Genomic DNA, 14,122 nt, shown 5'->3' with positions numbered 1-14,122 from the left:
AATCTTTTATGCGCTTCTGAGGACGTTCGTTTATTTTTGCCACATCCTCTTCTTTTTATTTTTTCCGTTTAGGCTTCGCCCCTCTCGTTTTGGGCTTGCCGTACTTTTTCTTCATTTTATCTGCGTGAGAGATCTTAACGTTTACCTTTTTATTCTTCGCCAGCTTCTCATGGAAAGCCGGCCCTGCCTCTTCTCTGGAAGGAAGCTTTATCAGGAAGTTCTTCATCTTCACTTCCGGCTTCTCATCATCTGTCAATACCTCTGAGATCACCAGGTCTTCCGGCAAAGGCACTATAGGGATCTGGTAATTCATCAACTCCTCAATCTTTTCCTGGCGTTCCCGCTCTCTATCCGCTATAAGAACGATGGAGTTCCCTTCTTTATCGGCACGGCCTGTTCTGCCTATACGATGCAGATAGCTTTCCGGTATTTCCGGCGTATCAAAGTTAATAACGTGTGATACTTCCGCAATGTCTAGCCCCCTCGCGATAATATCTGTAGCAATGATAAACCTGTAGGTACCGTCCTTGAACCTTTTCACCGTATTAAAACGGTGGTTCTGTTCTTTATTCGAGTGGATCACACCCGCCTTTTCAGGATATTTGGCTTCCAACTGTTCATATAGCTGGTTGGCCATTTCTTTTGTAGCTACGAATATCAGGACTTTCGTCATGGAGCTGTCCCTTTCCAGTAACAGTTCCAGCAGGTTTACCTTTGTATAAAAATTAGGGACATGGTAACCCGTCTGGCTGATATTTTTCAGTGGTGTTCCTACAGGAGCTGCTTCGACGGTCACAGGGAAATTAAAATGTGTTGCTATCAGCTGCTCCACTTCCTCTGTAATAGTGGCTGAGAACAAAAGACTCTGCCGTTTTACCGGCAACAGGTCGAGGATATGCTGGATCTGTGGACGGAAGCCCAGGTTCAGCATCTCATCCATTTCATCTATCACCACCCTTTTGATAGCCTTCAGTTTCAGGGTGCCGCTCAACACTATATCCACCAGGCGGCCCGGGGTAGCAACCACCACATCCAGTTTACCTGCCGCAATGTCCATCTGCGGGTTCATATTCACACCTCCGTAAAAACCGGCAACTTCCACGCTCATATAGGGCGTCAGCTGTTTTACAGCGTCCACTACCTGCACTACCAGCTCACGGGTAGGCACCACTATCAGCAGTTGCGGAAAACGTTCTTTGGAAAATTTAAACTGCCGCAGACAGGGCAGCAGGTATGCAAAAGTCTTTCCTGTACCGGTCTGGGCTATTCCACATACATCCGCCCCTGACATCACCACTGAGAACACCTTCTGCTGGATGACGGTGGGCGTCGTATATCCCAGATCACTCAATGCATTCAATAAAGGCTTGCTCAGGTTTAATTCGTCAAAAGTCATAATTCAGATAAAAATGAACGGCAAAGGTACTGCTAATCCTGCACATTCATTATTGGGCGGGCATTATCTGTCAAAACGGAGCCAGGAAGGGAGATAATCTTCCAGGAAAGCCGTACCGGCTTTTGCCCGGATCATGGGGCTTAATATCTGCAAAACCAGCAGGAGACCAATGGTCATGGCAAGGGTAATGCCACAGAAGATCCAGGCGGGTATCTCCCTGGCATACAGGTACATATTCCATTCCTGCGTATTCATCAGCAGAAATACCACAGCGCCTGCCGCATAGGCAAAGATCACTGTCAGTAATGATTTTACAATCCGCAACCAGTAACGGTCTTCTCTCGAGGATAACAGCTCCGCAAGGTTCAGCATTAACAATACCAGGCTAAGACCATAAGTAAAAATGCGTTCCTGGTAAATAGTTTTTCTGTCTGCCTCCAGCAGAGTGCTCTTGAAACCAAGGTATAAGATATTGTTGGGAATCATCATTGTTAACCAGTAGATTACGCCAAAACACACAACAATGCCGATATAAGGAAGAAACCCGCGGAATGCCATTAAGGAAATATTTAATACAAATATATAAACTTAAAGATATATATGTACCTCCGCTTGTCCTTTAGTTATACAGAACTTATCCCGATTGCTCACTTCTGGACCACCGGTTTCCGTGAAACAGTATATTATAATTGAAAATCATTCATTTACCCAACTTACCTACATCAAAAAGGCTGCTCCAAAAGTATTGAGCAGCCTTTTTATTCGGGTACCTGATGAAGTCAGGCAGTTCATTTAAGCGATTTCAGGACGTTCGTTTATGTAGTTTATTTCTGCTGATAGCTTCCTGCTACCTTAACCAGTCTGTCGGGATAGTCCGTAATGATCCCATCCACATGAAGGGACATCATCTTTTCCATATCACTCACTTCGTTCACTGTCCAGGGTAAAACCTGTACCTTTTTATCATGTGCTTCCTTCACCAGCTCTGGTGTAACCATTAAGTAATAAGGGCTGTAAATAGCAGGTGTAAATCCAAGCTTCTCCAGGTTAGCGGCAAAAGTGTCCTTATTCATGATCAGCAGTGCCAGGGTTTGCTTTGGATCTGTTTTGCGGATCACCTGCAAAGTACGCACGTCGAAAGACTGTATAGTTACCCTGTCGGTGATCTTCTTTTTCTTTATCACATCCATCACCATTCCTGCAAACACGTCCGGTTTTGGATGATACTTATTATCTCCATCGGGAGAACATTTAGTTTCAATATTGTAGTATACCGGTTTCAGGTGATGTTTTTTCACATAGGCTTCCACGCTATCGATCAGATCTGCCAGCAGCGGTTTATATGCTTTCATCTTCACCTGCTCCGGAAACTGCGGATGCGGCTTTGTTCCCACGTCAAATTTACGGATGCTGTCATACGTCATCGTGTATAGTGCGTACTGTTTCTCTTCTTCCTTCGTTATATCAGAGCCGTCAGGTTTCCGGATAAATACTGACGACATAAACACGTCGTGAGACACTACCACCTTGTTATCTGAAGAGATCACACAGTCCAGTTCCAATGTCCTTACACCGAGATCAACGGCGTGTAACATAGCTGGGATAGTGTTCTCCGGCATTAAACCTCTTCCCCCACGATGTGCCTGTACATCTGTTTTCTGTTGGGCGGAAGCATGTGCAGCTGCTGCTATCATTGCTATCTGTAAAAGAAAAGTACGTTTCATTATAATCCTGTTATGCAAAGCAAGTTGGTATTTAAAAGAAGAAAACTGAAATTATCTTAATGTTAAGAGAATTCTAAGATAATTTTCCGCAGGTTTATTTTGGTATACAAAATATCCTTATTTTGAAATCGTTGTTACGGCTTACACCTTCTCTTCAATTCCCCTGGATGCTTATTTATTGGTTTGTTAATTATTAACTATGGGGAATAAATCTTTTTATGATCTCGATTATATTATTGAGATCAACGAACAACGATTGGAGCAGTATATAAATCTTCATCAGAAGAGTGTCGATCGGTTTACGACATTGCTGATGGTTTATTCAGCATTCTGTATTTTTTTAGTGCCAATCATTCAGACATTGTTTTTTAGTAAAGAGCAGTATCATTGGTCCTACTATTGTTCATTTTATTTGTTCTGTACTCTTTTCATCATTTCTATCGTCAATTCTATCATGCTTCTATCACCAGAGGCGTTGTATATTCTAGTTGCACCTAGTGTATATTACAAGAGGATTAGACAAACCTTTGAAACAAAAGGTATTTCGTCCGCTCAGACTGATGTCATGGTTAAAAGATATTACATCACAGAACTCGAAAAAGCCATCATTACAAATAGGTTAAAACTAAACCGCAAAACGTCATTTTACAATCGTGCTTTTCGTTTTGCAATCATGGCTTGCATTCCTTATCTGTACTGCATTTGGTTACAGATAAACTCCGAAAAAAAGGTTCTTTTGAAAAAAGAAATTATTAATAATTTAAGTAGTTTTACCAAAACCAATCATATATGTGGTGGAAAAAACCAAAATTCAAAGAAATCGACGATAACCTGGTCGAAACAATAAAATACGGCTTGCCGGGAGGAGGACATGTTAGAGATATGATTCCCGTAGAAGGCATACGAGGCAAAATGTATCTCTGGGGATTTGTAGAGGACAAATTTCAACCCAAACCTATTTATGATATTTTACTTGAACAAATGGAAGAACAAAAAAGAAATAACCGTACTTAAACGGTTATTTCTTTTTCCTACTCTGCACAATTGGCCCAAACGGGCCATACTTATGTTGCATAACAGAAAACGTATCAGGGAATGGCCCTGTCGCCACATCCACTGGCTTGGTAGATAACACCGGCCAATCTTCTTCAAACACTTTAACAGGTCTTGATTGGGAATTTACAAACGCAGCTACATCCCACGCTTCTTCTTCACTAAGATAGGCATTCCCGAAAGGCATATTTGCCTTAACATATCCCGCTAGTTTCGTCAACCTGAAAATGCCCGCGCCTGTATTATAACTATGCGTTCCCCATAAAGGAGGATATAAATAATTTACTCCTGATGAATCATATTTTCCACTTCCATCACGAGCATGACATTGCACACATTCACGTTCAAAGATCATTCTTCCCTTTAACGTATCAGCCGCCCTTTCCAGGTAAGGCAATTCTTTAATACCGCTGCCAGGAGGTCTATACCCTTTAGCAACATCCTTTCCCAGCCATTCCATGTAGGCTATCATTGCCCGCATTTCCCGGCTGTTGCTGTCCAGCGGACTACCATTCAGACTTCTGATAAGGCAATCATTGATCTTTTTTTCCAGCGACTCTATAGTACCGCTACGTTCCCTGAAACGTGGGAAATTTGCTGCAGCGGCAGCATAATTATTTCCCATGAATTTCGTACCTGCTTCAAGGTGACAATTCTGGCAATTCATGCCATTACTGATATTGGCCACCTTTCCGGCTGGCCCCAGGTAAACAGCAGTACGTGCTATCAGTTCCCGGCCATACAATATAAGGTCACCAGCCGCAGCATGAGGAATATCAGCAGTATCAGGAGGAGTCCAATATGCCTTATCATTCCTGCAGGCTACGTGCATGACAATCACGCTTACTGTCCAGAGGATGAACAGCATCATCACAACAAGTCGCATAGGTGATGATTAACAGATCAACCGGCAAAACAATAACCACAGTTCTTCTCCTGTGCACGGCTGATAGCCCATATGCCGGATGGTACTATCTGTATACCAGGTAGCAATCCTGCGATCCATTCTTTTTTGACATCTTCCGCCTGTAGCCCCATTTGCTGGGCTACAACAGCGCTATAGACCGTCAATGCCATATTGCAGACACAAAACATTACACCACTGTTCTGCAGTTCATTGATGCCGATGGCGACATTACCTATGCCCGGAACATTAAAATCGCCCACCTTAGGCTGCCAGAAGGGGTTCCGGGTAGCAGGGGCTTTTGTAAGAGGATCATCTGCCTTGAATACTTCGCCAAGCTTATACTTCGCCCATAACTCATCTTTCATGGCGTAAGGAATGGCATCATGCCGTAATACGACAACCACACCACAGTCTTTTTCAGGTACGCCTGTTGCTTCGTTCGTTAACAGGAATATCTTAGCCCATGCAAAAGGAAATATTTCATGTGGTCGTGGTACATCCAGTACGAGGCGGTGTTTCCCTTTGATCTTGTTGATCCAGGCATCAGGATCTTCACCACTTGAAGTAACAGCGGCAGCAGGCGTTGCCGCATACAGCGGTAGCGCTCCGAATGAGGGTAAACTAAGTGCGGTTGCACCCAGCATCATCTTACCCAGAAAGTCACGACGGTTCGTGAACAGCTCTTTGTCTGTATTTTCCATATCATCAGCATTTTAGATATACTCGTGTTGTGGCAAAACGATAACATAGCTGCTTGGGGAACAGACTACATTGCTTTTCTGAAATACGGTCAGTTACATGTGAAGTGTAAGGATAGATGTGATTCTTAGCATGACAAAAATAGGGAACTTTGATTAAACTAAAAATATTTTAGTAATCCGGACGCTTGCTGGCATAGACGCCGGGCATAATTTATTTAAGTTGGTATAACTGGCTTAAATACAATATTCAGTACATCAGTCATGCGGGGTCAGCAGAAGAGGCTGATAAAGAAAAAAATGATATAACGTATATACGGTACAGATAGTCTCGCGAAAATTCCCTGCGGGACTACATATCTGCGTATGTAGTCCCGCAGGAATATGTCTCTTGCTACTTGGCTCCATCAATAGTGCTCTGCTTATAGCTTGTCGTCACGGGCCTGTATTTGACATTTTCGATCTTTATCACCACAGGATTGGGCCATTTCCGGTCTGTATAAAAACGTTGTCCGTTCACAGCGCTGATCAACAGTCCTACCGGCGTTGACTGTGAATAGATCCCGGCGTCAAATCCTTCCTTATACTCCACCAGCTCACTGGCATACCCAAGGATGGACACTTTGGTCTGCGGCGTACCTTCCAGCGTACGGATCACCAGGTCCTTCCTTTCCCCATATTTCCAGTCTTTTCCACCTGGCACAAATGCGTATATGGTACTGGTATCTTTTCCACGGGTGAACCATATATTTCCTTCCCTTGCAATATGCCAGGGCCTTACGCCCTGTACCGACTCTCCGTTCGCCAGGTTCCAGAGTGCCAGTTCACGCAGCAGGGCTTCCTGTTCTATCTGGATCTCACCGTCAGGTTTAGGGCCGACATTCAGCAAAAGATTGCCTCCTTTGGCACGGGTTTCTATCAGCATATTGATCATCTCTGTGCCTGACTTCTGTGGATCATTAGTCGGTTTGTACTGCCAGTCGGTCCCCATTGTAAAACAGGCCTCCCAGGGGCCTGGCATGATAGCATCCGGCAATTCCTGCTCAGGCGTGTTCATTTGTCCGCGGGTCACCACAATATCCGGCTGCAGCTCCCAGGCGTACTCTTTCAGTCCTTCGGCCGGCCCGTCAAAGAAGATAAAATCGATCTTACCGTAGTTAGTCAGCAGTTCTTTCAGCTGTGACTTATCATAAGCCATCAGACCAGGATTCTTTTCCGGGAAATGCTGTGGCAGCTGCATCCTGCCAATGGGCACTTTATGCTTGTAGAGGTAGTAGAAGTCTTCGGGAGAGAAGTAGACGCCGATGGCGATGCCCTGCTTGCGGAAAGCATCAAAGATGGCGCGGGTCGCATCTTTTTTGAAAGGGGTGTTCATAATGTTGAAAGGCGTCGTTTTGGTGTCCCACATACAGAACCCCGCATGGTGTTTAGCTGTAAAGACGATATACTTCATGCCTGCCAGTTTTGCCAGTACTGCCCAGTCGTCCGGATTGAACTTGTGCGGATTGAATGTTTTAGGCAATTCAGTCGTAAAACGTTCCAGATAATCGTCAGAAGCCCCTGCCATGGAATGGCTGATCACAGCACCGACCTGTACGTCCACACTCCAGTGAATGAACATTCCCAGTCCAAGGTCCATAAACCATTTTTCTTTCGCAGGATCATTGGCCGTTTTTTGTGCGCTGGCACTGATACACATGACAAGGCAGGAAGCTGCCAGTAAAATTCGTCTCAACATATTTTGGTTGCATTTGCATGAGCAATAATAATACAGAGAAATGCCAGCAAATACAAGCAAAATCGGGTGTGCGGATAGGGGTTGGAACAGGAATATCCGTCAATGATACAATTGAAACTCACTTTTGATACAATTGAAACTCATTTTTACTGCATATACAACTAAAATGCATTGTTTTATATTAATTTTTAATTTGTAATTTTGAACCAATGCTGACTTATTATTTCGTATTACCGTTTATCTATCTTATATCCCTGTTACCGTTCCCGTTATTCTACGGTGTCTGTGATGTGATGTTCCTTTTACTGTACTATGTAATTGGTTATCGTAAGAAGGTAGTACTTCAGAACCTGCAAAACGCTTTCCCTGACAAATCCGCGAAGGAGATCGAGCAGATCCGCCGCCGTTTTTACCGCTATTTCTGCGATTTGCTGCTGGAAACGTTCAAAACATTGACTATTTCCCGCGCTGCCGCCATCAGGCGCTGCAAGCTCACCCCGGAGGCACAGGTACTGTTTGACCGTTATGCCGCCGAAAACAGGAGCATTATGATCGTTATGGGGCATTATGGCAACTGGGAATGGGCGGGTAATACTTTCAGCCTCCAGGGCAAACACCACCTCTATGTAGTATATCATCCTCTCAGCAATAAATATTTCAATGGACTGATGTACCGTATGCGTACCCGTTTTGGTACAGGTCTCATCAGTATGAAAGATACTTTCCGCGACATGGTAGCACACAAAAGCGAGCTGGACGCCACTGCTTTTATTGCCGACCAGACACCCGCACCAAACAGCGCCTACTGGACAAACTTCCTGAACCAGGACACGCCAGTTTTCCAGGGCACAGAAAAGATCGCCCGCAAAATGAACTATCCGGTAGTATATGTGCAGGTACAGCGTGTAAAACGCGGCTATTACGAGATTTCCGCACGCACGCTTTTTGACGAACCGGCAGCTACGAAAGATGGGGAGATCACCACGGCTCATACCCAGGCACTGGAACATGATATCTGCGCTCATCCTGAATTCTGGCTCTGGAGCCACAGAAGATGGAAACATAAACGGCCTGAAGCTGCCAAACAGCCGGCTGACCGGCAGGCAGCCGCCGTCTGAACATAATTTATCCTATACCTTTTTTACATCTACGTTTATTACTTACAGAACCAATGCTAACAGGAAAACAACTGATCCTTGCCACAAAACCTTATGCGAAAGAGACCCGCTGGAAAAGCTGGTACTATACCCTTTCCACCGCGGTGATACTGGTTGGACTTTTTGCAGGCACTGCCCTCCTTCCCTGGCTGCTTTTACGCATTCTCTGCAGTATACTGTCGGGGCTGGTGATCGTCCGGATGTTCGTGATCTATCATGATTACCAGCATCACACTATTCTTTACCAATCTAAGGCGGCCAAATTGTTGTTCAGCGCCTTTGGCGTGTTTATACTGGCTCCTGCCAGCATATGGAAACGCTCGCACGATTACCATCATGCGCACAATTCCAAGCTGTTCACCGCCAGCATCGGTTCTTTTCCTATCATGACACAGCAGAAATTCCTGGAATCTACTCCCGCAGAAAGACGTTCTTACCTGGCTGCCCGTCACCCGGTAACCATCCTGTTCGGTTATATCAGCATGTTTATGGTGGGTATGAGCGTACGTTCATTTACCAGCAGCCCTTCCCGCCATATGGACTCCCTGCTGGCACTGGTACTGCATTTCACTGCCGGCACGCTGATCTTTATATTTATGGACTGGCTCAGTCTGCTCCTGTTGATGATCGTGCCGTTTTTCATCGCCTGTGCCATCGGCGCCTACCTGTTCTATGCACAACATAATTTCCCCGGCGTAACCTTCAGGGACAAGGAAGGCTGGTGCCATGACAATGCTGCCATGGCGTCTTCCAGTTACATGCTGATGAATCCTTTCTGGAAATGGGTAACCGGTAATATCGGCTATCATCATATTCACCACCTGAACTCCCGTATACCTTTTTACCGCTTGCCGGAAGCAATGGCGGCTATTCCAGAGTTACAGCAGGCAAAAACCACATCCCTGTCGCCAAGGGCTATTATGGCATGCCTGAAACTGAAGATCTGGAGCCCGGAGGTCAATAAAATGATCACTATCAGACAGTTAAGAACTCAGCCTGCACCGGCACGTGCAGTGGCAGTCTGATCTTATCTTTCGTCTTCATCATCTGCCTGGAGGGACCATTCTGGTTCCAATGTATCCAGGATATGACTTGCATATAACTAGCATCTTCCTCCGTCTTTCCTCCGTTCTTCCTCCGTTTTTAACGTAAGAAGAACGAAGAAAGATCCTGGTCATATGCTGGTTGTATGCTAGTCATATCCCGGAAATATCCTGATACAAAACCATCCTTCCCCCATCACTACTGTTCAATTTCATTTCACGTATAAATACGCGGGAATCACGTATTTCCTACCTAATGGCTTCCATTTCAGCGTCTTACCTTTGTTTTCATCGTTAACAAACCCAAAAAACCCAAAATGTCAAAAGAAAAGAAAAACCACACATCAGCAGATGAAAAGCAGGCACTTGTTGACCTTCAACATATCCGTACGCAAGTCGTACAGGACAGAACCATCTTCAACCTTGAAGCTGTAGGCCGTGACTACAAACTCGGGCAGGCTTACAAAAGCGTTCGTAACCTGCGACTGACAGACAAAGAGAACATACAGCTGCAAACCTACAATGACTACCTGTCGCGTTATAAGAATTTCCTGGAGTTGAAACCCCTCATTGAAGAAAAGCCCCGGCCCTCCTATCCTGCGGGAGAAAGCTACCTGAATACCTATAACAAACTCCGGTTTACCCGTGGTAAGGTATTGGTGATGGTACATGCCGATATCTTTGAAAAGGTACAGGACCGCATCCATCGTTATGTACTGGACCTGGGCCGGGATGGCTTCTGGGCCACTATTCACGTGGTACGGGGAGGCAAACCAGCCTATATCAGGAACTACATCCACGATAAAGCGCCAGCAGGCGTCGTAATGGTAGGCGCTATTCCTGTGGCATGGTTTGAAATGGACGACGATTTCTATGGTGCACATGCTGAATTCCCCTGCGACCTGTTCTACATGGATACCAATGGTACCTGGACAGATGCCGACGGCGATGGTAAGTATAATGCAGTAAGCGGCAATGTTACGCCTGAAATCTGGTTAGGGCGTATCTGGACGCCCACGTCCAATGGCAATGATGTAGCACTGATCAACAATTATTTTGACCGCAATCACCTGTTCCGTATAGGCTCACTGGGCCATTCCCGTTCCGCGCTGGCATACGTGGAAGATGACTGGACCGGGTTTGATGATTGTGAGATGGACCTGATGACCCCTTCTGCCTATATCACCAAATACACCAACCCTGACATTACAGATGCTGATCTGTACAAGACAGAAATTAACAAAACCCGTTCCTTCGTACAGCTATGTTCTCATTCATCCCCTTATGTACACTCTTTCCGTGTTCCCGCAGAGGGCACTACGGAATGGATCGACAGGTCCTATTTCCGGGATGAACGCTGTCCGAACGCCAATTTCTTTAACCTGTTCTGCTGCAGCACTGCACGCTTCACCGAAAGTGACTATCTCGGCGGATGGTACATTTTCGACAAGGCAGGTGGAGAAACCAATATGGGACTAACCGTAGTAGGCAGTACTAAAACAGGCTCTATGCTGTTCTTTGCGGACTTTTATGAACCTATCGGTAAAGGCAGCTGCATAGGATCTGCGCTCACACAGTGGTGGCAGGCCCGCGGTGCAGATCATGATCTGGGTGAAAGGCAATGGTTCTATGGTATGAGTATTCTGGGCGATCCTACCCTCACCTGGTGGAAAGGCGCTGTACCGAGATTGCTGGAGCCTGCTGATGGATCAGTGTTCAACCACTATCCAAGAACGATGACCTTCCGCTGGGCGCCGGTGAACATACCCGGAGCCACCTATTCGCTGGAAATAGACGCCTTTGGCGCTATCACTGCTGGTCAGTGGGCGGCTCAATCTTTCCGCAGCTTTGGCGTATACCACAACATTACAGGCACCTCCTTCAATCATAATTTTGTAGGTGCACAACCGGGACGCTGGCGTGTAAGAGCAAAAGTAGGAGACCGTTATTGCTCCTGGTCCGAATGGTCTTATTTCCGTTTCACCGTCTGACGATACACCACAAAGCAGGTAAGCATCAGGTGGCCGCTCAAATTAGCGGGCGGTCACCTTTAATAATCACCAGAGGCGCCACCACCTCCACCAGAGCCACCGCCAAATTCGAATTGATCGGGTCGTGGAGTAGCAGCATGGCTCATAGTTTGTGCAATTACCAGCGATTCTATCTGCATGGCCTCCATAGCATGTCTTTCATCAGAAGATGCTTCCGTGAAACCGTGACGCGGTGTTTTAAGGTAACGAATCAGTGCATAGGCTATACCTATCATAGCCAGGCCGCCCAGTGTCATTGCCACTTCGAGCGGAGCCACACTGTGATAATACCGGACAGTGTACACTATACCCGCAATCAGCAACAGACCTACGCAGATCAATATCCTGTCTTTCTTACGGATACCTGCATAAATGTATAACAGTGGTAATGCAACGGTCAGTATCCAGAAGAACCACCCTCCGGGAATATCCTGTCCTGGTTGCAGATCCAGATTGAACATCTCATTACTTACTTCCCTTATCACGAAATAATTTCCGCCCAGATAAAGTGTGATCAGGGCACAGCATTGCAACATCTGCAGACATTTTTTATAATGCCGGTAGGTATGTATTGCAATCAGTTTTACCGAAAGGAAATATACGCCTGCGGAAGCCAGCATGACCATAAACGGGATGATCAGCTTCGCAATATTGCCAAGTTGTACACATCCGGAAAAGATCAGGCCCAGCAAGGACAAATGCGTTACAATACTCATACTGACATCCGCAAAGCGCAATACAAAAAAGAGTGATAATATCAGCGCCGCTAAACACCATACCCACACAGGTGCATCGGCGTCGGTCGCAATGCCTAATGCCGAAAGCAAAAAGATGCCTGCCCCCCATATCAAAGCCGCATCAGCTCCTGATTTATAATGTTTCTTTTCGCGTACCATATACTCGGCCAGCGCGTAAGACCCTCCGCCGAAAAGCACACACAGGAAAGTAATTGCACCTTCACCTCCCGCTATTGACAACAGGCAGAAAAGCCCGAAAGAAAACAGCAGAATGATAGCTGTCAGGATAAAAATACCGATACGCATGTAAGGATTAGGCGTATAAAGATCTGCCGGATATGCGGTGATGATGGCATTATACTCCTCCGCTGTAATACAATCTGCCCCCTTTGCCATTTCCGCCTGTTCCTGAACATACAGGTTGTCCAATGACTGACTGTTATATGCGATCATGCTCTCTTCAGTTTTTTATTAAGGTTAATCAACAATAAAATAGCGCCTATACCAGACATAATGAAATACAATAGCCCGGCATAAATACCACCCTCTGATTCTGTTCTCATTAACAATCTTACTATCACAAAGCTCAGTCCTATATAAGCATATAGTGTAATGATCAATATGAAATAAAAAGAACCTTGCTTCATGGCCTGGCTGTAAAAGAAAACGGTTGCCGCAACCAGCAACAGAAACCATAATCCATATGGACCATCGTATGCGGCAAACATGCCTGCCAGATTTGCAATGAGAAAAACATGCGTACCGAAGTTGCTGTAAGTGAATGCGAAGTGAGCTTTGAACCGTAAGCGGTGACTCAACAAAGCAGCTACTATCAGCAAAGCTCCCAGTGCTAATCCGGTATATACAAGCGTATAACTGGAAAAATCGTTGGCGCTTAACAATTGAAGCGGTGTTACTGTTACGCCCATCCATGCCGCCAGATTGGTAACAGCCATACTCAGTACTCCCAGGTGATCAAAGTAGTAAGCCGAGAAAAACAATACCAGCATCGGCATAAAGGTGGCTGCACCGTATCTGGTGCCAAACACATTGTATTGCACCTGCAGATAAGTGATGAAAGTGATCAGCAGCAAACAGCCCAGCAACAGGATATAATCGAAAAAGCTGTTGGGCGCAGGTACCTTCTCTCTGGAGAACGGTAACTTATGGCGGAAGCTATAATAAAAGCAACCGCCACAAGCTAATGCGATCGCCAGCAGAATGACCTGATGACCTATCGTGTCAATATTCTTGTATACCAGTATTCCTAAGCCTCCGCTTAGTAACAAAACGCCCAGGTACAGGATGGTTTTAAGCTCCCAGTGTACAGAGAAAAGCCTGGTTGTTGTGATGGTGCGTACTTTTTCTGCTGATGCAGCGGAAATAGTCCCCTCTTTTTGAAGTTGTTCAAACAAATCAATATCCATAACATTCGAAATGATGCGAAAAAATATAACATTAAGTTCACATCAACAAGCTATAAATATCAAAATGGCTGTTTTCAGCTATTAAACCACTTTATTTGTTTCACCATTTATCCAGGACGCCATTATTTGTGATACTATTTGCCTGTGACATTATTTGCCCGTACCACTGTTCCTTCATATCATGCGCTTTGTTCTGACATAATATTTCTTCC

The 14,122-nt window shown here is 45.4% G+C and carries 12 protein-coding genes; 4 read left to right on the top strand and 8 right to left on the bottom strand.

The genetic code is table 11. From position 1 onward, the window contains the following. Positions 1-55 precede the first annotated feature (55 nt). From F3I09_RS29320 to F3I09_RS29310, 3 genes are all read right to left on the bottom strand, one after another. Positions 56-1,396 (bottom strand): DEAD/DEAH box helicase, encoded by a 1,341-nt coding sequence (locus tag F3I09_RS29320; protein WP_149698613.1) that lies wholly within the window; start codon positions 1,394-1,396, stop codon positions 56-58. Positions 1,397-1,459: 63 nt separating this feature from the next. Further along, positions 1,460-1,954 (bottom strand): hypothetical protein, encoded by a 495-nt coding sequence (locus tag F3I09_RS29315; protein ID WP_149698612.1) that lies wholly within the window; start codon positions 1,952-1,954, stop codon positions 1,460-1,462. Positions 1,955-2,220: 266 nt separating this feature from the next. Next, positions 2,221-3,120: a glycerophosphodiester phosphodiesterase gene (locus F3I09_RS29310; protein WP_149698611.1), complete on the bottom strand. Its 900-nt coding sequence runs from the start codon at positions 3,118-3,120 to the stop codon at positions 2,221-2,223. A 789-nt stretch (positions 3,121-3,909) separates the two neighbouring features. Between F3I09_RS29310 and F3I09_RS29305 the strand changes: the two genes are divergently transcribed. Further along, entirely contained in the window at positions 3,910-4,134 is a 225-nt protein-coding gene (locus tag F3I09_RS29305; protein ID WP_149698610.1) for a hypothetical protein, read from the top strand. A 4-nt stretch (positions 4,135-4,138) separates the two neighbouring features. Here the strand turns inward: F3I09_RS29305 and F3I09_RS29300 are convergent, their stop codons facing one another. The 3 genes from F3I09_RS29300 to F3I09_RS29290 all read right to left on the bottom strand — a co-directional run bounded on the left by F3I09_RS29300 (position 4,139) and on the right by F3I09_RS29290 (position 7,516). Continuing rightward, on the bottom strand, positions 4,139-5,059 hold the full coding sequence (locus tag F3I09_RS29300; protein ID WP_149698609.1) for a c-type cytochrome: 921 nt from the start codon (positions 5,057-5,059) through the stop codon (positions 4,139-4,141). A gap of 17 nt (positions 5,060-5,076) precedes the next feature. Further along, positions 5,077-5,781 (bottom strand): hypothetical protein, encoded by a 705-nt coding sequence (locus F3I09_RS29295; RefSeq protein WP_149698608.1) that lies wholly within the window; start codon positions 5,779-5,781, stop codon positions 5,077-5,079. Between the two features lie 391 nt (positions 5,782-6,172). Next, positions 6,173-7,516, bottom strand: coding sequence for an alpha-L-fucosidase (locus F3I09_RS29290; protein WP_149698607.1), 1,344 nt, complete (start codon positions 7,514-7,516; stop codon positions 6,173-6,175). Positions 7,517-7,725: 209 nt separating this feature from the next. On the opposite strand from F3I09_RS29290, the gene F3I09_RS29285 reads away from it, so the two are divergent. From F3I09_RS29285 to F3I09_RS29275, 3 genes are all read left to right on the top strand, one after another. Then, a complete protein-coding gene (locus tag F3I09_RS29285) occupies positions 7,726-8,634 on the top strand; it encodes a lysophospholipid acyltransferase family protein (protein WP_149698606.1) in 909 nt (302 codons plus the stop codon). Between the two features lie 53 nt (positions 8,635-8,687). After that, positions 8,688-9,698 carry a fatty acid desaturase gene (locus tag F3I09_RS29280; RefSeq protein ID WP_149698605.1) on the top strand — a complete coding sequence of 337 codons (1,011 nt, stop codon included), beginning with the start codon at positions 8,688-8,690 and terminating at the stop codon, positions 9,696-9,698. 335 nt (positions 9,699-10,033) lie between these two features. Further along, on the top strand, positions 10,034-11,707 hold the full coding sequence (locus tag F3I09_RS29275) for a C25 family cysteine peptidase (RefSeq protein ID WP_149698604.1): 1,674 nt from the start codon (positions 10,034-10,036) through the stop codon (positions 11,705-11,707). A 59-nt stretch (positions 11,708-11,766) separates the two neighbouring features. Here the strand turns inward: F3I09_RS29275 and F3I09_RS29270 are convergent, their stop codons facing one another. After that, positions 11,767-12,936: a hypothetical protein gene (locus F3I09_RS29270; RefSeq protein ID WP_149698603.1), complete on the bottom strand. Its 1,170-nt coding sequence runs from the start codon at positions 12,934-12,936 to the stop codon at positions 11,767-11,769. Beyond that, positions 12,933-13,910, bottom strand: a complete 978-nt coding sequence (locus F3I09_RS29265; protein ID WP_149698602.1) for a DUF2157 domain-containing protein — start codon at positions 13,908-13,910, stop codon at positions 12,933-12,935. The genes F3I09_RS29270 and F3I09_RS29265 overlap by 4 nt, the downstream gene beginning before the upstream one ends. Between the last annotated feature and the right edge of the window lie 212 nt (positions 13,911-14,122).

This window comes from Chitinophaga sp. CF418 (assembly GCF_900142925.1).
Classification (GTDB): Bacteria; Bacteroidota; Bacteroidia; order Chitinophagales; family Chitinophagaceae; genus Chitinophaga.
This window is presented reverse-complemented; position numbering and strand designations above follow the sequence as displayed.